This is a genomic window from Myxococcus sp. XM-1-1-1 (assembly GCF_020037095.1).
Classification (GTDB): domain Bacteria; phylum Myxococcota; class Myxococcia; order Myxococcales; family Myxococcaceae; genus Myxococcus; species Myxococcus fulvus.
The window spans coordinates 217,731-238,702 of the sequence record NZ_JAIQDH010000013.1 but is presented as its reverse complement, the minus strand read 5'-3'; the positions used below and the strand labels follow the sequence as shown (position 1 = coordinate 238,702).

Genomic DNA, 20,972 nt, shown 5'->3' with positions numbered 1-20,972 from the left:
GGCTCAGCGCCGCTTCGCCGAAGGCGGCCGGGGCAGCGCCGCGTCCGCGAGGCCCGCCAGGAGCAGGATGGGCGCCAGCAGCACGGCGCCGAACCACGCGAGCGCGTACAGGAGCCCGAAGACGAGCTCGGGCGCGCCCCCCACGCGGGTGCCCGACAGCACGCCGACATACTGCCGGCCTCCCGCCAGGTGCAGCAGCAGGAAGACGGCGACCCACACCAGCGCCATGAAGACCCTGGGCGCGCGCGACATCCGGGTGAGCATCATCGGTGGGCCTCCAGCGTTCGCGGTGACAGCGCTCGCCGCCACAGCGGACCTTGCGTCAGGGAGTACAGCAACACGGCATCGGCCAGCGGATTGCCCGCCGCGAAACGCAGGCCGCCGTCCTCCAGGATGGGGAACGCGGCGAATCGCAGGCTGGTGGACAGCCCCATGAGCAGCGCCTCGTCGCCGAAGGCCGAGGCCGCCACCAGCGCCAATCCGCTCGAGCCCGCGTTCGCGTTCACCAGCGGAATCGTGGGACCGGAGTCGATGTCGCCCGCGCGCGCATCCGACGCGGGCCACTCCGCCGCCCAGGCGAAGCCCAGGCGCTCGCCGATGAGCAGCGCCCGGGCGCGCTCGAACTGCTCGCGCGCGAAGTCGGCATCGACCAGCTGGAGCATGTGCGCGGCGAGCCACAGCGATGAGCCCTCGGGTCCGTCCCGCGTCGCGCCCTCGTGGGTGAAGCTGGAGACGAGCAGCCCGGTGCGCGCGTCCAGCAGGTGCTCGCGCGCCGAGCGCACCCACCGCTCGCGCAGCGAGGCGTGGCTGCGGCCATCCACCGCGTCGGACAGGCGCAGCGCGGCGAGCGCCACGGTGTTGCAGAAGATCCAGCCCTCGTCGGGATAGCTCTCCGCCGAGAGCAGCGGGGCCCGCTCCAGCTGCGCGGCCATGCGGTCCACCCGCTCGCGCAGCGGCCACGCCCACGCCTCGCGCGGCTCCACCAGCTGCCGGGCCGCGAGCATCAACGCCACCTCGCCCTCGATGAAGAGGCTGCGCCCCGAGGCGTCCCTGAACGGCGCGGCGTGCACGTACGGCAGGAGGAACGTGTCCACCCCTCCCCGCTCGTCCTCCAGCGTGCGCGTGATGAGCGTGTCGACGACGGCCAGGTGCTCCGCCCTGCGCTCCGGCTCGTGGAGCGCCAGGTTCGCGAAGGCGAGCACGCAGAAGGTGCGCGCCATCAGGTCCCACTCCGGATTGGACCGACGCAGCACGTCGCGCTCGGGGCTTTCCGCCACCAGGGCCAGGGCCCGCTGCCGCGCGGCGAGCGCCGGCACCCAGTCCCGGGGATTGTCGGGACGAAACCCCAGTTGCAGGGAGGGAACCCACACCGCCATCGCCAGCAGCAGCAGGAGCATGCGTCGCATGCCCCGGGTTATCCGCCAGCGGACAGTGCCTCCGTGGACGACGCCGGTGAACGGTCAACGCGGACAGCTGAGCGGTCGTTCGAGGCCGGGGGCCGAGCGGACGGGCGCTCGGTCTCCGTGTCGTCCAGCCGGCGGCCGGCGAGGGGGCGAGCGCTCCCCACATGGCACGGACCGGAGGGCAGACCCAAGTTGAGGAGTCGTACGTGCAAGCAGCAGCGGGTGCCTCCCGGAGCAGGAGCGTGTCATGTGGAGCACAACATCTTCGAACTGGGATTCGGGCCCGGCGCGGCGACGCCTCCTGGGGCGCCTGCGTCGCCCCATGCGCCTGGAAGGCCTGGGTGAAGCGGCGATGACGTCCGGCCTGCTGGAGGTCCTGGGCGAGCGACACCAGACGCCTCGCGGTCCCGGCAAGCGGTGGCGCCGTTCCGCACTGCGAACCCACGCGCCTCGCGACGACGACGAGGAGGCCGTGGACTTCGACGAGGCCATCGCCTCCTGGTAGCGCTCCTGCTAACAACGCGGGCATGAGCGCGCCCCGCCCCAATCCGCTGCTGTCGGACCGCGACGTGGACTTCCAGCTCGACGAGGTGATTCACGTCGAGCATCTCTGCACGCTTCCCGCCTTCGCCGAGCACTCGCGCGAGACCTTCGGCCTGCTGCTCGACAGCGCCCGCCGCTTCGCGCGCGAGGTGCTCTACCCCACGTACCGCACGCTGGATTTGGAGCCCCCGTCCTTCCAGGGCGGCCGCGTGAAGGTCCACCCGCTGATGCGCGAGCTGTACCCGCGGCTCGTCGAGCTGGGCATGCTCACCGCCACCCGGCCTCCGGACGTGGGCGGACAACAGCTTCCGATGACGGTGCACGCGCTGGCCAGCGCGTACCTCATGGCCGCCAACCTCAGCGCGTACGCGTACCTGGGGCTGACGCACGGCGCGGCCCACCTCTTGGAGGTCTTCGGCTCGCCGGAGGTGAAGCAGGCCTTCATGGAGCCGCTGTACCGGGGCGAGTGGACCGGCACCATGGCCCTCACCGAGCCGCAGGCGGGCAGCAGCCTCGCGGACGTGCGCACGCGCGCGACGCCCGCGGGGGACGGCACGTGGCGCATCCAGGGCTCGAAAATCTTCATCAGCGGCGGCGACCAGGACTTCACCGAGAACGTCGTGCACCTCACGCTCGCGCGCACCGAGGGCCCCGAGAGCGGCACGCGGGGCATCTCCCTGTTCGCGGTGCCGGCGCGGCGGCGCGAGGGCGACGCGTTGGTGGACAACGACGTCCGCGTGGCGGGCGTCATCCACAAGATTGGCTGGAAGGGCATCCCCAGCCTCGCGCTCAACTACGGCGAGGCGGGTGACTGTCGCGGCTGGATGGTGGGCCCGCCGGGCCGGGGGCTCGCGTGCATGTTCCAGATGATGAACGAGGCGCGCATCATGGTGGGCCTCAACGGCGTGGCCACCGCGTCGGCGGCGTACCATGAGGCGGTGGCGTACGCGCGCGAGCGGCCCCAGGGTCGGCCCGCCGGGGCGAAGGACGCCACCCGGCCGCAGTCGCCCATCATCGAGCACGCGGACGTGCGGCGCATGCTGCTGAGACAGAAGGCCATCGTGGAGGGCGGCCTGTCGCTGCTGGTGACGGCGGCGTACCAGGCGGACCTCGCGTCACACGCCACGGACGAGGACACGCGCCGGAGCGCGGGGCTGCTGGTGGACCTGCTCACGCCGGTGGCGAAGAGCTTCCCGGCCGAGCGCGGCTTCGAGGCGAACGCGCTCGCGGTGCAGGTGCACGGCGGCTACGGCTACTCCAGCGAGTACCTGCCGGAGGCGTGGCTCCGGGACCAGAAGCTCAACAGCATCCACGAGGGCACCACGGGCATCCAGGGCCTCGACCTGCTCGGCCGCAAGGTGGTGGCGGGCGGCGGCGCGGCGCTGGCGACCTTCGCGCGGGAGGTGGGCCGCACGGTGGCGCGCGCGAAGACGGCGGGCGTGGACGCTGGGTGGGGTGACGCGCTGGAGCGGACGTGTGGCGAGGTGGCGGAGCTTGTCTCGGAGCTCGGCGCCAAGGGCATGGCGGGCGAGGTGGAGCTGATGCTGCGCCACAGCGCGGACTTCCTGGAGCTGTTCAGCATCCTCGCGGTGGCGTGGCGCTGGCTGGAGCAGGCCGCCGCGGCGAAGGAGGGCCTGGCGCGCGGCCAGGGCGACTCGGACTTCTACGAGGGGAAGCTCGCCGCCGCGCAGTACTGGTTCGCGGTGGAGCTGCCCCGCGTGCCCCTGCTCGTCGACTTGTGCCGCACCGGCGAGGACTCCTACGCCCGGATGCGCCCCGAGTGGTTCTGAACCCACCCCACTCGGGCTTCACACTCCGACGCCCGGCCGCCTGCTCGGAGTGTGTGAAACGACTGCTCGCTCGCTACGTTTCGGCTGCATTAATCGTTGGTGCTCGTAAGATGTGAAGGGTGTCTGTCTCTTTCCACCTCTGCCAGCCCGGTGGGGGCGCCTCGTGTGGCGCCTGCTGTGGCCTCTACAACTTCAGGGACCACTCGCGCGGGGCGCTGATGGAGCAGCTCGCGATGCAGACCGAGCGGCTGCGTCGGGTGCCGTACGAGGCGTCTGCCTGGAGCGCGGCGGCGAAGGAGCTGGTGGACGCGCGCCGAGCGGCGCCGATGTTCCCGGCGGTCAGGGTGTGTCCGCTGCTGGGGTTCCTGGACAAGGACCGCAAGCAGGTGGGGTGCCTGGGGCATCCGCTGACGACGGGTGGGACGGACCTGCGGGACTGCGGCGTGTATCGCGCGTCGGTGTGTGAAACGTTCACGTGTCCGTCGTTCGGGTGGCTGACGGATGGGCAGGCGCGCCTGGTCCAGGCGGCGTGCGCGGACTGGTATCTGTATGGGTTGGTCATCACGGATGTGGAGTACGTGCGTGGCTGCCTGCGGCTGTTGGAGTGGGAGCTGGGTGGACCGGCTCGGCCGGAGCAGATGGTGGAGCAGCCCGGGGTGCTCGCGGCGGTGCGGAAGTTGTTCGCGCTGAAGGAGACGGCGCCGCGCAGGGACCCGAAGGCGGGCGTCTTCGGTCGCTTCACGAAGGACACGGAGGGCGAGCCCGTGCCTCGAATGCTCGACTACATGAAGCTCGGTGTGCGCGCTTCGCCCGAGGACGACGTGGTGCTGTGTCTGGGCTACACGCCCGACAACGCCACGGACCTGATGGCGTCGCGCGAGCTGGTGCGAACCCACGTGAAGGCCGTGGCGCGCGCGATGGCGAGCCCTCGCTGAGCGACGTCGGGGCGGGACCCATCGAGGGCTGGCAGGCGAGCAGACGCCGTCAGGGACTGACGAGGGCACGGGCCCCCGGGCTGGTTGGCTGGAGCACGGCGTTTGCACGGACCTCCTCGCAGGTCACTCCGAATGAGAACGCGAGGTGCGCGGATGGGTAGTCGATGGGCGTGGGTGGGAATGTTGGGTCTCTGCGCGTGCGTCACGGGCTGTGCCGAGCGCCAGGGACACGAAGGTGGAAGGGCGGCTCGCGCCACGAGTGGACAGTCCGAGCAGGTCGAGTCTCCCGAGTTGGCGGGCCTCGTCGGGACTCCGACGGGTACTGAGCAGAACACCGGCACGAGCACGGGCGGCGACACGCGAGGCAACCCTGTAACGGGTACAGCCCCGGGCAACACCGCGACGGGCTCGCGGACTGCTGGCGCCGCGCAAGGCAACGCTGCCACGAGTGTGAGGAACACCGGCACCGCGCAGGGCAACGCCGCGAGCACGGGCAACGCCAGCACGGGCGCGCGGAACTCCGGCACCGCGCAGGGCAACGCCGCGAGCACGGGCAACGCGCAGGGCAACGCCACCGCGAGCACGGGGACCGCGCAGAGCAACGCCGCGAGCACGGGCACCGCGCAGGGCAACACCGCGAGCACGGGCAACGCCAGCACGGGCGCGCGGGACACCAGCACCACGCAAGGCACGGGCGCGCAGGGCAACGCCATCGCGAGCACGGGGACCGGTGGCGCGGGTCGCATCATGATTGGCACCGAGGCGGTGCAGGCGAGCGAGGACGAGGACTGGTTCAAGGGAGCCGCGCGAGCGGCGCAGGCCGCTCTCCCCGAGGACACGTCGAACCGCTCCCTCGAGGACGTGGTCATCGCCTCCAGCGCCGTGAGCGGCCGGGTCAAGCGCGTGGGCCGCGACACCATCACCGTGCGAGACCGCGAGGGCAACGACTACGTGCTCACGCTCGACGAGCGCAGCCAGGGCATGCGCCAGGGCCGGCGCGTGTCGTTGCGCCAGCTCCAGGAGGGCACGCCGGTGCGAGCGGGTTTCGTCCTCATGGGAGGCCGCAGCGTCGCGCGCGACGTGCGCATCCGCCGCTGACAGGCAGTTGCTGACGGGAGCATACGTCCGCCTCTCGCCGAGCCGAGTCCACGACCACGCCACGAGGACACGCCCGAGCGCCATCGGGCTTCGTCTTCATGGAAGGTCGCGGTGCCCCGCGACGCACGCCTCCGCCACGGCCAAGCAGGTGCAGACGATCACGCCACGAGGACACGCCCGAGCCATCGGGCTTCGCCATCCTGGAGTCGTCACCACGTCGCACGCGAGGTGCGACCCACCCGCGCTCCCGTGCGAACACATTCCGCCTCCACCTGAGCCAAGGTAGGATGACGCCCCGAGTCACGGACTGAATGCCTCCGCGGTCCCGCCGTCGACGAGCACGGCGGCGGGAGGAAGTCGCCGTACGGGCTGTTCCACCGTCCGACATCGGTGGAGCGGTGTGCCGCATCTCGGAGGCGCGCGGATGGATGACCCAGGCCCAGGTGGAACCGGAACGCGACGCCGCGGAGCTCAGCGCGTCGCCTGGGCCCTGCTGTGTCTCGTCACCGCCTGCGCCCCCCGAGGCGCGGGCACGCCCGAGCCCACCGTCCCGCCCCCTCCCAGGCTCTCCGTCCAGCAGGTCACCCGCCTCATCCCCACGCACGTGAAGGAGAAGGAGGGCTGGGCCCGCGACGTGCTCGCCGCGCTGGAGGCGGAGGACGTGCCGCCTTCTCCCGTCGCGGTGTGCTCCGTGCTCGCCATCATCGAGCAGGAGTCCGGCTACAAGGCGGACCCCGCCGTGCCGAACCTCTCGCGCATGGTGCGCGCGAAGCTGGAGGAGCACGCGGACACGCTGGGCCCGCTCGGTCACAAGGCCCTGGCCTCCGTGCTCTCCGGCAAGGCGCCCGGCCAGAAGCGCACGTTCGACGAGCGGCTGCGCGCCGTGCAGACCGAGCGGGACCTCGACAAGCTCTTCCGCGACATGCTCGCGTTCTACGAGGCCGAGTACCCCACCACTTACGCCACGATGAACCTGGCCAGCGCCCTGTTCTCCTCGCGGCGACTGGAGGACTTGAACCCCGTCACCACCGCGGGCTCCATGCAGGTGAGCGTCCGCTACGCGGTGGAGAAGGCGGGCGAGGACGCGGACCCGGTGAAGGTGCGCGACGCGCTGTACACCCGCGCGGGCGGCGTGCGCTACGGCACCGCGAGACTGCTCGGCTTCGAGGCCGCCTACCCCCAGCCCCTCTTCCGCTTCGCGGACTACAACGCCGGGGTCTACGCCTCGCGCAACACCGCCCTCCAGGCCCAGGTCAGCCAGCTCACCGGCGTGTCGCTGGTGCTCGACGGAGACCTCCAGCTCTACGACAAGAACGGCGAGCCCAAGAGCCAGGACAGCAAGTCGCTGACCGCGCTGCTCACCTTCCGTCGCACGCTCGCCCCGGACCTCAGCGAGCGCCAGGTCCGCCGCGACGTGAAGAAGGAGAAGGAGGAGTCCTTCGAGTCCACGGAGACCTTCCGCGCGGTGAAGCGCGTCTTCGCGAACCAGACGGGCCAGTCCCCCGTCTACGCGCAGCTGCCGCAGGTGACGCTCCAGAGCCCGAAGCTGAAGGGCGAGCGCACCACGGCCTGGTTCGCCCGCTCCGTCGACGCGCGCTTCCAGAAGTGCCAGGGCCGCTACCGCGACTCGACGAAGCCGCCACCTCGCGCCCGGGACATCCAGGGCGCGAAGTGACCCGTCCACCGGGAGCCCCGGACACGGAGGGCCCCCGGCGAGCTCACGCGCCGAGCGTCACGGCGTGGTGAAGTACGAACTCGTGGTGGCGAACGAGCGATACGGCAGTCGATCCAACGTCCGGAAGGGGAAGTTCTCGATGGCGACGTTCGGGCTGTCGATGGCGCTCACCGTGGCGATGTAGCTGGTCGCGGGCTCCAGGGTATCCGGAGGCAGGCGCACCTGGGTGACGGAGCCGGGCATGTAGAGCACCCGCCAGGTGAACGCGAAGCCGAGGTCCGGGTCGAACCGCTGGATGCTGACCCGGTAGGCGCTGGGCGTGCCCACCAGCGGCGGCGTCCATGCGAGCACCGGACTGACGGTCCCTACCCTGCGCGGAATCGTGGCGGGCACGCCATCGATGGTGAAGGCGAGCGGAGGCGACAGCTTGGGCACCAGGGGCCCGGCGATGAGGTTGTCGATGGAGTCCCACTCCGTATAGCCCCCGGTGATGCTGCCCAGCCGGCCCGAGCCATCCGGCATGCGCTCCTGGTTGCGGAACGAATAGGACACCACGCCGATGACGCCCCAGTTCGACGGATAGGGATTGCCGAACCGCAGACGCGCCGTGAGGTCATACGCGGTGCCACGCGGCAGGCTCAGGCTGAGCAGCTCGCCGGTATAGCCAATCCACCCCTCCTGCAATCCGTGGGGGCCGGGCACCAGGTCCAGGCGCGGTATCCCCGGCTGTGCATTGGGGTGGACGTGCGAGGCGAAGCGCGCGAAGTCAGGCAGCCGCCACTCGATGGGGAACTCCCGCATCCGCGCCGGCTGGAGCAGCCCGGTGACAGGCATGGGCGTGAAGCCATCCGGCAGGAAGTCAAAGGCTCCCACCTGCGCGGAGCGCTCCACGGCGGTGTAGCCCAGCGGGCGTCCATCCGGGAGGGAGCCCGCGCTGAACTCGCTGAGCTGGTTGACGTAGAGCCGGTCTCCCTTGTCCGCCTCGAAGACCGGAAGGTTGCCCAGGCCCGAGTCCATCACGGCGTTGGACGTGACGATGGACGTCGCGCCATCCGGGATGAAGTCGAAGACGCTCGCGGTGGAGTACAGGTCCACCTGCGACGAGGTGAGCTGGAGGCTGGAGCCGGGCTGCGTGCCGCTCTCCCAGTTCTGCCACGGCGCCAGGTTCAGCAGGTTGACCTGGAGCGGCGAGGAGGCCACGTCCACGTATTGCGCGTCGGAGCGACCCAGGCGGTTGCGACCGACGTCCACGTATCTCGCGCTCGTGATGAGGGAGGTGGACCCCCTGCGCAGGTAGTACGCCCCCTGGCGGATACCGGTGAACAGCCAGCCACCCTCCGGGTGTGCCGAGCCCAGGTGCAGCTCGAACGTCGAGCCGGTGGGCACGAGGATTTCGGGAGGATTGGCGGACAGGTCCTCCTCTTGCTGGGCGACGCCCACGGAGGTGTGGAAACGGGTGGTGCTCTTCACCCACACCAACCCCCAGGGCACTCCCGCGTCAGCCGAGGGCACGCCCCCGTCGACGGAGGGCACGCCGCCATCCGTGGGCACGCCGCCATCCGGCTCGCAGCCCTCGGCGATGGGCTCCCCCATCCACGTCCCATCCCCGGTCGAGTCCGTGTCCGTATCGACGGAAGCCAGCCCGGCGCCGAGTCCGCTCGACTCGGGCGCACCACTTCCACATCCCGCCAGCCACGCGACGCACGTCGCGCCCAGCAGGAAAGACCATCGCGGCGATTTCATGAGAGCCCCCTTCGGAAGAAAGCCCCGGCACGCTAGCCGAGGCCCTCCAGACGGCCCAGGGGGCGCTCGCGATGAATCACATCCAGCAAGCATCCGTGCGAGGTTTGCGCAATCCAGGCCCGTCAGGTGTTGCGGGCCATTTCCTCGCAAGGATGTCTGTCCATGGACCGGACGCACCGCGCCCCCCGGCGCCGACGTGGTGTCGGCGGACCCGGAGGGCGCGATGGGACCGCCTGGGATTCAGCGCTTGGCGGGCGCGGCCGCCGGGGCGAAGCGCTTGTCGGAGATCTTCATCTCCGTGACGGGGCCGTACTTGCGAGCCATCTCCCGGATGGCGGAGGCCTTGCCGATGAAGACGAAGGTCAGGTTCTCCGGCGCGGGCAGCGTGCGCTGGAGGACGGCGCCCACGGACTCGCGGGTGGCGGCGGACACGGCGGTGGCGAAGCCATCCACGTCGCTCGCGTCCAGGTTGTAGAAGGCCAGCTCCGACAGCTTGTTGGCCACCTGGCCGCCCGTCTCCAGCCGGGGCGGGAACTGGCCCAGCACGTAGGACTTGGCGGACGCGAGCATGGCGTCATCCATGCCCGTCTTGCGGTAGCGGCTGTACACCTCCAGCGCCATGTCGATGGCCTTGTCCGTCTTCTCCGTCTGGGTGAAGGAGAAGATGGCGAAGGTGCCCGGGTGGGCGCTCGGAGCGAAGTAGGCGCGGGCGCCGTAGGTGAGGCCGGACTTCACGCGCAGCTCGGTGTTGAGCAGCGAGGTGAAGCGTCCGCCGAGCACCGTCTCCACCAGGTTGGCGGTGACGCGGTCCGCGTCGTTGCGCGCGATGCCCGTGTTGCCGATGGTGAAGTAGGTCTGCGTGGCGTCGGGCTTGTCGACGAGCAGGACGCGGCGGCCCTGGGAGACGGTGGTGGCGGGCACCTGGGGCGCGGGGCTCGCCGCCTTGGCCCAACCACCGAGCGCGGCCTCCAGCTTCGCCGCGAGCGCCTTGCTGTCGAAGTCACCGACGACGGAGAGGATGAGCCTGTCACCGCCGAGCTGGTTCTTGGCGTAGGCGAGCACGTCCTCGCGGCTGAGCGTGGGCAGCGAGGCCTCGGTGCCACCCACGGGGGTGCCGTAGGGGTGGCCTGAGAACTGGTACGCCTCGAAGTAGGTGTTGATGAGGCCGCGCGGGTCACCATCCTTGGCGGCGGTGATTTCGGAGGCCATGCGCTCGCGCGTCTTCTCCAGCTCATCCTGGGCGAAGCGCGGGCGGGTGAGCAGGTCCGCGAGCAGCTCCACCATCAGCGCGCTGTCGCGGGACATGAACTGGCCGTTGACGACCAGGTTCTCCAGGTCGGCGCGGGTGTCGAGCATCGCGCCGACGCCGTCCACCGCCTCGGCGAACTGGCGGGCATCGCGGGCGCCGGCGCCCTTCTGGAGCAGCTCCGCGGTGAGGGCGGCCAGGCCCTCCTTGCCGGACGGGTCCGCGAGCGCTCCGCCGCGCAGCCACGCGCTGAAGGCGATGAGGGGCACCTCCTTGCGCTCGACGAGGAGCAGCTTCGCTCCGTTCTTGAGCGTGACGGTGGTGGGCTTGGGCAGCTTGACGCCCTGGGTGGCGGCGGGCGCGGCGGTCGGGGTGGGCTTGGACGGCGCGGCGCCTTGGGCGGCGGCGGTGCCCGAGGAGAGCAGGACGGCGGCGAGGACCGTCTTCCAGGTGAGGGGGGCGATCATCGCGTGGCGTCCTTGCGAGCGGCGGGGGTGGCGACTTCGGCGGCGTCAGTGGGGACGAGCCAGCCGACGGTGCGGCGCTGGGTGACGAAGATGCGGGCGGCGACCTTGCGGACGTCCTCGCGGGTGACGCGCTCGTAGCGGGCGGGGGCGTCGAAGACCTTGCGGTAGTCGCCGCGGAAGACCTCGGAGGCGCCGAGCGTGTATGCGCGGCCGCTGATGGTCTCCAGCGAGCGCCAGTGGTTGGCGAGGGTGATGTTGCGCGCCTTGCGCAGCTCGGCCTCGGTGACGCCGTCCTTGGCGACGCGGGTGACCTCCTCGGTGAGGAGGGCCTCGGCGCGGGCGAGGTCGCCGCCGGCGGGCAGGTCCGCGGTGAGCCAGACGAGGCCGGGGTCGAAGCCGGGCGAGTACATGGTGCCGGCGCGGATGGCGACGCGCTCCTCCTCCACGAGGCGGCGGTGGAGCCGGGACGAGTCACCGTCTCCGAGGATGTTGAGCAGCAGGGTGAGGGCCTCGGCGTCCGCGTCGTTGCCGGCGATGCCGTGGTAGGCGAGCTGGAGCAGCGGCGACTGGGAGACCTTCTTCACGACGACGCGGCGCTCGCCTTGTTGTTCGGGCTCCTGGGTGCGGACGGGCTCGGGGGCGGGCTGCGAGGGGATGGGCTCGAGGTACTTCTCGACGAGGGTGAAGATTTCGGCGGGGGTGACGGCGCCGGTGATGATGAGGGTGCCGTTGTTGGGGGCGTAGTAGGTCTTGAAGTAGCGCTGGAGGTCTTCGATGCGCCACGACTCGATGTCGGACGGCCAGCCGATGACGGGGAACTGGTAGGGGTGGGCGACGAAGGCGGTGGCCTGGACCTGTTCGGCGAGGGCGCCCATGTTGTTGTTGTCCACGCTGGAGCGGCGCTCCGAGTAGACGACGCCGCGCTCGGACTCGATGACCTTGGGGTCGAAGGACAGGTGTTGGAGCCGGTCGGCCTCGAGCTGGAAGATGATGTCGAGGGCGGAGCGGGGGAACCAGTCCTGGTAGACGGTGACGTCTTCGGAGGTGAAGGCGTTGTTGGAGCCGCCGTTGGCCTCCATGACGCGGTCGAACTCACCGGGGCCGAACTTCTTGGCGCCGTTGAACATCATGTGTTCGAAGAAGTGGGACAGGCCGGTGATGCCGGGGTACTCGTTGCGGCTGCCGACGCGGAACCAGTTGAAGAGGGCGACGTTGGGGATGTCGTGGTCCGGCCAGACGACGACCTTGAGGCCGTTCTTGAAGGTGCGCGTCTCGACGTTGGCGCCGAGCTTCTGGGAGGACGCGGCGGCGGGCTTGGGGGCCTTGGCCTGTGCCTGGGCGCCGGCGACAGGAGCCGCCAGCAGCGCCAGGCACGACGTCCAGAGGAGGGACTGACGGAACATCCGTGCTCCTGAGGTGAGGAAGACGCCCGGGAACGGGCGGCGGGGCACGATATTCCGTTTTCGGGCGGGGGGCCTACCGAGCGGGGAGGATGACGCGCTCAGGCGCCGAGCACACCGCGCAGCACGTCCTGGAAGTAGTTGATGCTTCCGACGTGCGTCTGGTGGTGCCTGGCGGACTGGTGCAGGCGGAGGACGACGGCCTCGAACTCGGCCTTGCTCACGTCGCGCAGGGACATGTAGAGGCGCGCGGCGCCCTGCAGGTACGAGAACAGGGGGTTGCGGTCCGTGCCATCCGGGCGGCGCGCGAGGTGGCGATAGAGCCGCTCGAACTCCTGGTCCGTCTCCGTGTTGCGCACGGCGCGGCAGTAGCCGGCGGCCGTGGCCTCGAGGAGCATGAAGAACGGGTGATACTCGGGAGGCGGAGTCTTGGTGAAGTCGGGGGGGACCTTGTCACCGGTCCACAGCTTGGAGATGGTCTGGAGCGTGACGTGCGCGAGCTTCTCGCCATCACGCACCAGGGCGCGGGGGCCCACGGGGACCACGTGCTTCTTGTCGGCGTCCCACTCCACGGCGACAAACAGCCGGTCCGGCGCATCCGCCTTCACGCCCGCCTTCTCCAGCTCCGCCACTGCGTTCGCGTCCATCTCGAGTCACTCCTCCGAGCCCTCTCTCTACCCTGCCCCAGGCGTCCTGTGCACCCGGCTTCGCACGAGGTCGTCTGCTCGCCGTCACCTCGCTCGACGATGGGCCCACCACGCCGCGCGGGATAGCCTGCACACATCATGACGAGCCCACGCTTCCAGGGACCCGACTGGACGGCCGCACTCCATCATCTCGAGCACGGGCCGCTGTTCGCGTTCTCCGGCTGGCCCCACCGCACCCTGCCGAGCATCGCCGCGGGCGTGTACTCCATCTGGAGAGACCAGCAGCTCGTCTACGTGGGAATGGCAGGCAGAGGTCCGCTCGTGGAAGAGCCCTCCTCCACCAAACCCAGGGGACTGGCGGACCGACTCAGGAGCCACGCCAGCGGACGGCGCAGCGGAGACAAGTTCTGTGTCTATGTTTGCGACCGGCTGGTGCTCCCCACCTTGTCACCCGAGGACATCCAGCAAGTCTCGAGCGGAGCCCTGTCACTGGATGAGCGGACCCAGGCGTTCATCCACGCGCACCTCGGCTACCGGTTCGTTCAGGTCCCGGACGGCGCCTCCGCCCTGAGCCTGGAGAACCAGGTGAAGGGTGGCGCCCTCTCCTGCGGCCCGCCCCTGCTCAATCCGCACACCCGCCGGAAAAACAAAGGGCCCTGAACCAGAGAGGTCCAGGGCCCTGAAGTCTTCAACGTGTGCCCAGGGGCGGAATCGAACCACCGACACGGGGATTTTCAGTCCCCTGCTCTACCGACTGAGCTACCTGGGCGTACGGGTCACCGCGAGAAGCCGCGCTCTCATATCGAGCCCGTCCCCAGGCCGTCAAGCACCCATTTGACGGCCCTTCACCTCCACGTCACGCCGCCCGCGGCATCGCCTCCGCGTCCCAGGTCGTCAGACTGGCCGTGAGCCTCTTCTTCAGCTTCGCCCTCAGCCCCTGCTCGATCTGCCGGATGCGCACCGCCGTCACCCCGAAGCGCTGGGCCAGGAACTCCGCGCTCACCCCCTCCTCCACCATCATCCGCTCCTCCACCAACGCCCGCTCCCGCGCGTCCAGCTCCGGCCAGGCCGCCTCCACGCTCGCCCGCAGCCTCGCCGCCCACTGCGCCCGGTCCACCGAGTCCTCCTGCGACTCGAAGTCCCCCTCCAACACCTCCAGCCGCGTCACGTCCCCGTCCTGCGTCACCGGCGCGTCCAGCGACAAATCGCGCGTCAGCGACTCCGCCGCCCGGGCCACGTCCTCCTCCTTCTTGCCCAGCGCGTCCGCCAGCCGCCGCACCACCTCCGGATGCCCCTCCCCCCACCGGGCCTCCAGCCGCGCCCGCTCCCGCCGCAGCTGGAACACCACCCAGGGCGCCCGCCCACCCGCCATGCTCCAGTTGCGCCCCACGTACGCCCGGATGCGCGCCCGAATCCACTGACTCGCGTACGCCCCGAACGGAACCCCCCGCTCCTCGAACCGCCCCGCCGCCTCCATCAACCCGACGTTGCCCTCCGCCACCAGCTCGTCCTGCGGCAGCCCCGTCCAGCGGTACTTCCATGCCAACCGCTCCACCAGATTCAGGTGCTCTCGTACCCGCGCCTCGACCACCGCGCCCGGCACCTCAAGCTCAGGGGACTCGCAGAACTCGCTCACCTTGATGGCTTCCATGGACCTCCTCCGGGTCATTCGCGGCGAACCAATCGCCGCGAACGCCCCAAGAGATAAGCCACCGCCATCCTTAAAAAAATTAGGTAGTTTGAACTGAATCCATAGGTTATTTCTAAGTCCATGAGCTGGCTCAACTACCACCATCTCCTGTATTTCTGGACGGTTGCGCGGGCGGGCAGCATCGCCAAGGCAGGCGAGGAATTGCACCTCGCCCAGCCGACCATCAGCAGCCAGCTCAAGCTGCTGGAGGAGTCGCTGGGCCACAAGCTCTTCGAGCGACAGGGCCGCAAGCTGGTCCTCACGGACGTGGGTCGCACCGTCATGCGGTACGCGGACGAAATCTTCCGCCTGGGCAACGAGCTGAAGAACGTGGTCGCGGGCCTCCCCCCGGGTCAGCAGCTGCGGCTCAACGTGGGCATCCTCGACGTCATCCCGAAGCTGGTGGCCGAGCAGCTCCTCAAGCCCGCGCTCGAGGCGGGGCCCTCCTTGCGCATCATCTGCCGCGAGGGCCCACTGCCCCAACTGCTCGCCTCCCTGGCGCTGCATGAGCTGGACGTGGTGCTCGCCGATGCCCCCAGCTCCGAGCCGGTCAGCGTCCGCTCCTTCAATCACTTGCTGGGCAAATGCGGCGTGTCCTTCTTCGCGGCCAACAACCTGCGCCACCTGAAGAAGGACTTCCCTCGCTCGCTCGACGGCGCGCCCGTGCTGCTCCCCTCGGACGAGTCCTCCGTGCGCCGCTCGCTGGACCTCTGGTTCGAGCGACAGAACCTGCGCCCGCTCATCGCCGGCGACTTCGACGACAGCGCGCTGCTCCAGGCCTTCGGGCAGAGCGGGCACGGCGTGTTCGCCATGCCCTCCGTCATCGAGTCGCAGATGGAGCGCGCCTTCAACTGCTCCGTCATCGGGCGCACCGACGAAATCGAGACCTGCTTCTACGCCATCACCGTCGAGCGACGCCTGCGCCACCCCGCCGTCGTCGCCATCGCCGAGGCGGCGCGCTCGCAGATCTTCAGCGTGTGAGCGGCAGTCACGGCGACTCGCGGAACACCTCCACGCCCGCCACCACCGTCGCGAGGACTCGCGCGTCCACCAGGCCCCTCGCGGCGCCCTCCACCGGGTCCACGGACAGGGCCACAAAGTCCGCGTCCTGCCCTGTCACCAGTCGTCCGCGCCGTGCCTCCTCGAACGACGCCCACGCGGGGCCGAGCGTGAAGCCCTCCAGGGCCTCCTGTCCGGTCAGGACTTCTTCCGACCTCCAGCCGCCCTCGGGCCTGCCCGTGGCGTCCTGCCGAGTGCGCGCCGCGTACAGGCCCGCCAGCACGTCCGGGTTCTCGATGGGGAAGTCGCTGCCCAGCGCGAGGTTCGCTCCCGCATCCTTCAGGCTGCGCCACGCGTAGGCGCCGCGCAGCCGCTCGCGGCCCAGCCTCGCCTCCGCCCAGGGCATGTCACTGGTCGCGTGGGTGGGCTGCACGCTCGCCACGAGCTTCGCCGCGCCCAGGCGCGTGATGTCCTCGCGTCGAAGTATCTGCGCGTGCTCGACACGGTGTCGCAGTGCCTGAGTCCCCGTCGCCTCGGAGGCTCGCAGCAGCACGTCCACGACCAAGGTATTGGCACGGTCTCCAATGGCGTGGATGCAGACCTGGAAGCCCCTCGCCATGAACGCGCGCGTCCTCGCCTCCAGTTCCTCGGGGGACATCAACAACAGCCCGCGCTGGCCGGGCTCGTCGCTGTAGTCCTCGTGGAGCGCGGCGCCTCGGCTCCCCAACGCGCCATCCGCGAGGAACTTCACCGCGCGCATCGTCAGCATCCGCCCCTGCCAGGGACCCTGCTCCAGGTACGCGTGCCGCTCGTCGCCCTGCCCTGCCGCCATCGCGTAGACTCGCAGGGGCAGCGTGCCCTGTGCGTCCCATTGCTGGAGGACGCGGAAGGCCTCCAGGTCCATGCCCGCGTCGTGAATGCCTGTCAGGCCCACCCGGGCACAGCGCTCCAGCGCCGCGCGCAGTCGCGTCTCGAGCTGGTCCTTCGTGGGCGGAGGCATCGCCGCGGCGACCACGTCCATCGCGTTGTCCACGAGCACTCCCGTGGGCTCTCCCCGCGCATCCCTCAAGATGCGGCCGCCCTCCGGGTCCTGGGTGTCTCGGGTGATGCCAGCGCGTCGGAGCGCCTCACCGTTCACCCACGCCGCGTGGTGGTCCACTCGCGTGAGGAACACCGGCGTCGACGGGAAGCGTGCGTCGAGCGCTTCGCGCCCTGGGAAGGCTCCGCCGGGCCACTCGTTCTGGTCCCATCCACGTCCCAGCAACCAGTCCCCCTGGAAGCTGGAGGCAGGCGCCTGCGCCAGGCGACGCACCACCTCGTCCACCGAGGGCGCCTTCTCCAGGCGCACCGTGGTGAGGCTCCGGCCCAGCCCGTGGATGTGCGCGTGCGCATCCACCAGACCGGGGACCACCGTGGCGTCACCCAGGTCCACCTCTCGCGCGCCAGGAGCCGCGGCTCGCACGTCGTCCGGTGAGCCCACTGCCAGCACGCGGCCATCGCGCACGGCCAGGGCTCGGACCCGGGGATGCTCGGCATCCAGTGTCCAGATTCGCTCCGCCAGATAGACCGTGGTCGCCACCGTGCGCCTCCGTGGGTGCTTGCCTGTGCCCGCGCACTGTGCGCGAGCCTCGGCGTGCTGTCACGGGCCGCATCCAGATGGCTCGGCACGGACGTCCCTACGGAGGCATCCGTGCCGCTCGAATCATGATGGCTGCGTAAGACGAGGGTCCGCCATGCGCTCGCCGCTACGGCGTCTGCGTCGTGCCCGCGTCCGCCTCGGCGGGCATGGGCGTGGCGGGACCTGGCGGTTCGTTCGGCACCGTCTGCACGGGCTCTCTCACCTGATCGGGTCCCTGTATCGGCGCCTGCGTCTCAGTCCCGGGCGGCTGCGTGGTCTTACAGGCGAACGCTGCGGTGGCACCCAAGCCCAGGGCTGCGATGAGAACGACACGGCGCATGAATCCTCCTCGTCCAAGATGATGGGACTGCCTGTGGCGGCCCATGCCGCGCGAACCTCCTGAACCCAATCTGGGCATGACGCCGGGTCCCACCAGCCGTTGAGCGGCCTGGCAGGCGGGCGCCCGCTCACGATGCCGGATACCGGACATGCGGAGCGCCCTGGAGGAAGAGGCCGTCGGCCATGAGCACCGTTGTGTCGGGAGGGCCTCACCCCTGGGAGCTTCACGGCCATGCGGGATGTCGTCGATGCCGGCAAGCGAGCACCCGCCATTCATCGTGGCGTCGCGCTCGACGTGCTTCCGCGCCGCGCCGCGCTCCTGCGTGGAGGCCGCGCTGAGCCGCTGAGCGGAGTGCTTGGTGACAGCTACGTCGCGGCCATCCTGCGCGCCCTGGAGTCACGCGGCTCCGTCCATTGCCTCGAGACTGACTGGGAGGGTTTCCACGGTGATGGAGTGTCCGCTCTGCGCCTCGGCAACTTCCTCCTTCGGAGGTCGCGCGACATCGACCGGTGCGTCGAAGCCGCGTGGAGGCCGAGGTCGTGCGGCAACAGCACCGGCTCCGAGGCGGATTGGCGGCGGCGCAGCAACGTCTGTCCGCGACGGCTCGACGCCCCGCGGGGCGCCCTCCAGGGCTCGCTCCAGTTCCAGGAGGTGTGACGTGTGGCCCTCTCGTTCCATGGGAGCCTCGACACTCCAGCACACGCGGCGACTCGGAGCGATGGGGCTCCTGCTGTCACTGTCACTGGGGTTGCTCGCGGCGACACCGCCGACAGAGGTTCCTCACGACACGGTGGCTCGCTGTGAGCTGGATGGCGTGGTCGACTCCGGCTCGGGCGCATATCTGGTCGACTGCGTTCGGCGCGCGGAGCTGGGTGGGCACTCGGCGCTGCTGGTCCGATTGGATACGCCGGGTGGCTCGCTGGAGGCCACGCACGCCGTCGTGCGCGCCTTCCTGGGCTCGTCCGTGCCCGTGCTCGTCTGGGTGGGCCCTTCTGGTGCGCATGCGGGCAGCGCAGGTGTGTTCATCACCCTCGCCTCGAATGTGGCCTCCATGGCTCCGGGCACCCGAATCGGCGCCGCACATCCCGTGGTGGGACTCACCGGCGAGGACCCGGAGGCGGCGGGAGGCTCGCAGCTCGCGCGGAAGGTAGAGAACGACACCGTCGCCTTCGCGGAGAGCATCGCGAAGCAGCGCGGGCGCAATGCCTCCTGGGCCGCCTCCGCCGTGCGCGACAGCGTCGCCGTCAGCGCGGACCAGGCCCGTGAGCTGCGCGTGGTGGAGTACCTGTCCTCGAGTGAAGAGGGGTTCCTCGACCAGGTGCATGGACGCGCGGTCCAGGTGGCCAGCGGGGACACCGTGCACCTGGACACCCGCGATGCGCGGTTCGTGGAGCTGACGCCCGGTCTGTCACAGAGACTGGTCCATGCTCTCGCGCATCCCTCGCTCGTCTACCTGTTGTTCCTCATGGCCGCGCTCGGGCTCGTCGTCGAGCTGACCCATCCGGGCGGCATCGCTCCAGGGCTCCTCGGCGCGGTGGCGCTGGTGCTCGCGCTCATGGCGTCCTCCGCGCTGCCCGTTCGCACGGGGGCGCTGCTGCTGTTGCTGCTCGGCGTGGCGCTCATCGTCGCGGAGCTGTTCGTCACCAGTGGACTGCTCGGGGCCTCGGGCGTGGTGTTGTTGGGATTGGGTGGACTGTTCCTCGTGGACCGGTTCGACCCGGGCTGGTTCGTGGACCCGTCCTTCCGCGTGACGTGGGCCTGGTTGATTCCCACCACGCTGGTGCTCGCGGGGGCCACGGCCTACATCGCGTGGCGAGGCGCGCAGACGCGCAAGTTGCCGCAGCTCGGCGGTGACGCGGGGCTCGTCGGCGAGGAGGGCACCACGCTCTCGCCCACTTCGCCCGAGAACGGCGAGGTCTTCGTCCACGGTGAGCGCTGGCGCGCCACCTCTCCCAAGCCCCTCCGCCAGGGCACCCACGTGGTGGTCCGTCGTGTGGACGGGCTCACCCTCTTCGTCGACGAGGTGAAGCCATGACCGACGTATTCGGACTGCTCGGGTTCCTCATCCCCCTGGGCGCCGTCTTCCTGCTGTTCCTCTCCGGCGTGCGCATCGTCACCGAGTACCAGAACGGCGTGGTGTTCCGGCTGGGACGCTACGTGGGACTGAAGCGCGCGGGCTTCCGCTGGCTCATCCCCTTCGTGGAGCGCATGGTCATCATCGACCTGCGCACCGTGGCTCGGGACGTGCCGCCCCAGGACGTCATCACGCGGGACAACGTGAGCGTGAAGGTCAACGCCGTCGTCTACTTCCGCGTCATCCAGGCGGACAAGGCCGTGCTCCAGGTGGAGGACTATCTCTACGCCACCAGTCAGCTCGCGCAGACCACGCTGCGCGCGATCCTGGGGCAGGTGGAGCTGGACCAGTTGCTCACGGAGCGCGAGCGCATCAACCGCGAAATCCAGCAGGTGCTCGACTCGCACACGGACCCGTGGGGCATCAAGGTCTCCAACGTGGAGGTGAAGCACATCGACCTGCCGCTGGAGATGCAGCGCGCCATCGCGCGACAGGCCGAGGCGGAGCGCGAGCGCCGCGCGAAGATCATCGCCGCCGAGGGCGAGCATCAGGCCGCGGAGAAGCTCTCCATGGCGGCGGACGTGCTCAGCCGCAACCCGGCCACGCTCCAGCTTCGTTATCTCCAGACGCTGGTGGAGATCACGACGGGCGGAAACCACACCATCCTCCCCATCCCGCTCGACATCCTGCGCGCCGTCGGCGCCGCGGCGGCCCGGAGCGGCTTCGGCTCGCGTGACGACTCACGCCATGGACTCGATGACGATGAGGAGAGCCCTCCCGCGGGCGGACTCACCTAACTCGACCGCGGCCTGCGCTTGCTCCCGAAGAGCTCCTCGCGCTCCAGTTGGATGGCCAGCCGGCTCAGCCGCAGCGAGGCCAGCGCCAGCACCGCCACCGCGCCCAGGAGCAACACGCCCAACGCGAACGCCACCACCGGCAACGGCTCCGGGATGTCGAGCTGACGCTTCGTCAGATACAAGAGCGACGTCACCACGAACGACAACAGCGCCGTGTACGTGAGCGCGATGGCCCTCGCCAGGATCGCGTGCCGCCGGTCCAGGATGTCCACCTCCTGCCGCAACACCTCCCGCCGCGTGTGCCCCTCCGGCAACAGCCGCACCTCCCTCAACATCTCCCGCATCCGCGTCGTCATCCGCGCAATCTGATTGTCCAACCCCGTCGCCACGATGCCGCACGCCGACACCATCACCGCCGGCGTCACCGCCGTCCCAATCAACCGTATCGACGAGACGTCCAACCCTTCCGCACCGTTCATCCCCCCTCTGTTCCACCCCTCCCCACCC

At 70.2% G+C, this 20,972-nt stretch carries 19 protein-coding genes and 1 tRNA gene; 10 read left to right on the top strand and 10 right to left on the bottom strand.

What is annotated here, in order from left to right; all coding sequences use genetic code 11:
- Positions 1–3 precede the first annotated feature (3 nt).
- Together K8640_RS24825 and K8640_RS24820 are read right to left on the bottom strand one after the other, a co-directional pair.
- Positions 4–267, bottom strand: a complete 264-nt coding sequence (locus K8640_RS24825; RefSeq protein ID WP_223749319.1) for a hypothetical protein — start codon at positions 265–267, stop codon at positions 4–6.
- Positions 264–1,406 carry a hypothetical protein gene (locus K8640_RS24820; protein ID WP_223749318.1) on the bottom strand — a complete coding sequence of 381 codons (1,143 nt, stop codon included), beginning with the start codon at positions 1,404–1,406 and terminating at the stop codon, positions 264–266. The genes K8640_RS24825 and K8640_RS24820 overlap by 4 nt, the downstream gene beginning before the upstream one ends.
- Positions 1,407–1,725: 319 nt before the next feature.
- On the opposite strand from K8640_RS24820, the gene K8640_RS24815 reads away from it, so the two are divergent.
- From K8640_RS24815 to K8640_RS24795, 5 genes are all read left to right on the top strand, one after another.
- Positions 1,726–1,908, top strand: coding sequence for a hypothetical protein (locus K8640_RS24815; protein ID WP_223749317.1), 183 nt, complete (start codon positions 1,726–1,728; stop codon positions 1,906–1,908).
- A 22-nt stretch (positions 1,909–1,930) separates the two neighbouring features.
- Positions 1,931–3,736, top strand: coding sequence for an acyl-CoA dehydrogenase (locus K8640_RS24810; protein WP_223749316.1), 1,806 nt, complete (start codon positions 1,931–1,933; stop codon positions 3,734–3,736).
- A 119-nt stretch (positions 3,737–3,855) separates the two neighbouring features.
- Positions 3,856–4,671, top strand: a complete 816-nt coding sequence (locus K8640_RS24805) for a hypothetical protein (RefSeq protein ID WP_223749315.1) — start codon at positions 3,856–3,858, stop codon at positions 4,669–4,671.
- Between the two features lie 450 nt (positions 4,672–5,121).
- Complete coding sequence (locus K8640_RS24800) at positions 5,122–5,769, top strand: hypothetical protein (protein WP_223749314.1); 648 nt, start codon at positions 5,122–5,124, stop codon at positions 5,767–5,769.
- Between the two features lie 424 nt (positions 5,770–6,193).
- A complete protein-coding gene (locus tag K8640_RS24795) occupies positions 6,194–7,444 on the top strand; it encodes a DUF1615 family protein (RefSeq protein ID WP_223749313.1) in 1,251 nt (416 codons plus the stop codon).
- 57 nt (positions 7,445–7,501) lie between these two features.
- Here the strand turns inward: K8640_RS24795 and K8640_RS24790 are convergent, their stop codons facing one another.
- The 4 genes from K8640_RS24790 to K8640_RS24775 all read right to left on the bottom strand — a co-directional run bounded on the left by K8640_RS24790 (position 7,502) and on the right by K8640_RS24775 (position 12,947).
- Positions 7,502–9,187 (bottom strand): hypothetical protein, encoded by a 1,686-nt coding sequence (locus tag K8640_RS24790; protein WP_223749312.1) that lies wholly within the window; start codon positions 9,185–9,187, stop codon positions 7,502–7,504.
- Positions 9,188–9,427: 240 nt separating this feature from the next.
- On the bottom strand, positions 9,428–10,900 hold the full coding sequence (locus tag K8640_RS24785) for a pitrilysin family protein (RefSeq protein ID WP_223749311.1): 1,473 nt from the start codon (positions 10,898–10,900) through the stop codon (positions 9,428–9,430).
- Positions 10,897–12,303: a pitrilysin family protein gene (locus K8640_RS24780; protein WP_223749310.1), complete on the bottom strand. Its 1,407-nt coding sequence runs from the start codon at positions 12,301–12,303 to the stop codon at positions 10,897–10,899. Before K8640_RS24780 ends, K8640_RS24785 begins: the two co-directional genes overlap by 4 nt.
- A gap of 98 nt (positions 12,304–12,401) precedes the next feature.
- Positions 12,402–12,947 carry a hypothetical protein gene (locus tag K8640_RS24775; RefSeq protein ID WP_223749309.1) on the bottom strand — a complete coding sequence of 182 codons (546 nt, stop codon included), beginning with the start codon at positions 12,945–12,947 and terminating at the stop codon, positions 12,402–12,404.
- Between the two features lie 138 nt (positions 12,948–13,085).
- On the opposite strand from K8640_RS24775, the gene K8640_RS24770 reads away from it, so the two are divergent.
- On the top strand, positions 13,086–13,607 hold the full coding sequence (locus K8640_RS24770; protein ID WP_223749308.1) for a hypothetical protein: 522 nt from the start codon (positions 13,086–13,088) through the stop codon (positions 13,605–13,607).
- Between the two features lie 36 nt (positions 13,608–13,643).
- Here K8640_RS24770 and K8640_RS24765 read toward each other — a convergent pair.
- Positions 13,644–13,716: transfer RNA gene (locus K8640_RS24765), tRNA-Phe, on the bottom strand.
- A gap of 87 nt (positions 13,717–13,803) precedes the next feature.
- Positions 13,804–14,598 (bottom strand): sigma-70 family RNA polymerase sigma factor, encoded by a 795-nt coding sequence (locus K8640_RS24760; RefSeq protein WP_223749307.1) that lies wholly within the window; start codon positions 14,596–14,598, stop codon positions 13,804–13,806.
- Positions 14,599–14,718: 120 nt separating this feature from the next.
- Here K8640_RS24760 and nhaR point away from each other — a divergent pair, with 120 nt between their 5' ends.
- Positions 14,719–15,618, top strand: coding sequence for a transcriptional activator NhaR (gene nhaR / locus K8640_RS24755; RefSeq protein ID WP_046710904.1), 900 nt, complete (start codon positions 14,719–14,721; stop codon positions 15,616–15,618).
- 7 nt (positions 15,619–15,625) lie between these two features.
- Here the strand turns inward: nhaR and K8640_RS24750 are convergent, their stop codons facing one another.
- A complete protein-coding gene (locus K8640_RS24750; RefSeq protein ID WP_223749306.1) occupies positions 15,626–17,215 on the bottom strand; it encodes an amidohydrolase in 1,590 nt (529 codons plus the stop codon).
- 610 nt (positions 17,216–17,825) lie between these two features.
- On the opposite strand from K8640_RS24750, the gene K8640_RS24745 reads away from it, so the two are divergent.
- The 3 genes from K8640_RS24745 to K8640_RS24735 are packed head-to-tail and all read left to right on the top strand — an operon-like array spanning position 17,826 to position 20,465.
- On the top strand, positions 17,826–18,251 hold the full coding sequence (locus tag K8640_RS24745; RefSeq protein WP_223749305.1) for a hypothetical protein: 426 nt from the start codon (positions 17,826–17,828) through the stop codon (positions 18,249–18,251).
- A 19-nt stretch (positions 18,252–18,270) separates the two neighbouring features.
- A complete protein-coding gene (locus K8640_RS24740; protein WP_267698185.1) occupies positions 18,271–19,629 on the top strand; it encodes a nodulation protein NfeD in 1,359 nt (452 codons plus the stop codon).
- On the top strand, positions 19,626–20,465 hold the full coding sequence (locus tag K8640_RS24735) for a slipin family protein (RefSeq protein ID WP_223749303.1): 840 nt from the start codon (positions 19,626–19,628) through the stop codon (positions 20,463–20,465). The genes K8640_RS24740 and K8640_RS24735 overlap by 4 nt, the downstream gene beginning before the upstream one ends.
- Here the strand turns inward: K8640_RS24735 and K8640_RS24730 are convergent.
- On the bottom strand, positions 20,462–20,944 hold the full coding sequence (locus tag K8640_RS24730) for a DUF2721 domain-containing protein (protein WP_223749302.1): 483 nt from the start codon (positions 20,942–20,944) through the stop codon (positions 20,462–20,464). The two genes, K8640_RS24735 and K8640_RS24730, sit on opposite strands and share 4 nt — an antisense overlap.
- Positions 20,945–20,972: the final 28 nt, after the last annotated feature.

Coding starts and splice junctions, on each gene's coding strand:
- K8640_RS24790 (WP_223749312.1), bottom strand. CDS start 9,187: ATGAAATCGCCGCGATGGTCTTTCCTGCTGGGCGCGACGTGCGTCGCG.
- K8640_RS24745 (WP_223749305.1), top strand. CDS start 17,826: ATGCGGGATGTCGTCGATGCCGGCAAGCGAGCACCCGCCATTCATCGT.
- K8640_RS24795 (WP_223749313.1), top strand. CDS start 6,194: ATGGATGACCCAGGCCCAGGTGGAACCGGAACGCGACGCCGCGGAGCT.
- K8640_RS24760 (WP_223749307.1), bottom strand. CDS start 14,598: ATGGAAGCCATCAAGGTGAGCGAGTTCTGCGAGTCCCCTGAGCTTGAG.
- nhaR (WP_046710904.1), top strand. CDS start 14,719: ATGAGCTGGCTCAACTACCACCATCTCCTGTATTTCTGGACGGTTGCG.
- K8640_RS24780 (WP_223749310.1), bottom strand. CDS start 12,303: ATGTTCCGTCAGTCCCTCCTCTGGACGTCGTGCCTGGCGCTGCTGGCG.
- K8640_RS24815 (WP_223749317.1), top strand. CDS start 1,726: ATGCGCCTGGAAGGCCTGGGTGAAGCGGCGATGACGTCCGGCCTGCTG.
- K8640_RS24810 (WP_223749316.1), top strand. CDS start 1,931: ATGAGCGCGCCCCGCCCCAATCCGCTGCTGTCGGACCGCGACGTGGAC.
- K8640_RS24825 (WP_223749319.1), bottom strand. CDS start 267: ATGATGCTCACCCGGATGTCGCGCGCGCCCAGGGTCTTCATGGCGCTG.
- K8640_RS24770 (WP_223749308.1), top strand. CDS start 13,086: ATGACGAGCCCACGCTTCCAGGGACCCGACTGGACGGCCGCACTCCAT.
- K8640_RS24785 (WP_223749311.1), bottom strand. CDS start 10,900: ATGATCGCCCCCCTCACCTGGAAGACGGTCCTCGCCGCCGTCCTGCTC.
- K8640_RS24820 (WP_223749318.1), bottom strand. CDS start 1,406: ATGCGACGCATGCTCCTGCTGCTGCTGGCGATGGCGGTGTGGGTTCCC.
- K8640_RS24735 (WP_223749303.1), top strand. CDS start 19,626: ATGACCGACGTATTCGGACTGCTCGGGTTCCTCATCCCCCTGGGCGCC.
- K8640_RS24740 (WP_267698185.1), top strand. CDS start 18,271: ATGGGAGCCTCGACACTCCAGCACACGCGGCGACTCGGAGCGATGGGG.
- K8640_RS24730 (WP_223749302.1), bottom strand. CDS start 20,944: ATGAACGGTGCGGAAGGGTTGGACGTCTCGTCGATACGGTTGATTGGG.
- K8640_RS24775 (WP_223749309.1), bottom strand. CDS start 12,947: ATGGACGCGAACGCAGTGGCGGAGCTGGAGAAGGCGGGCGTGAAGGCG.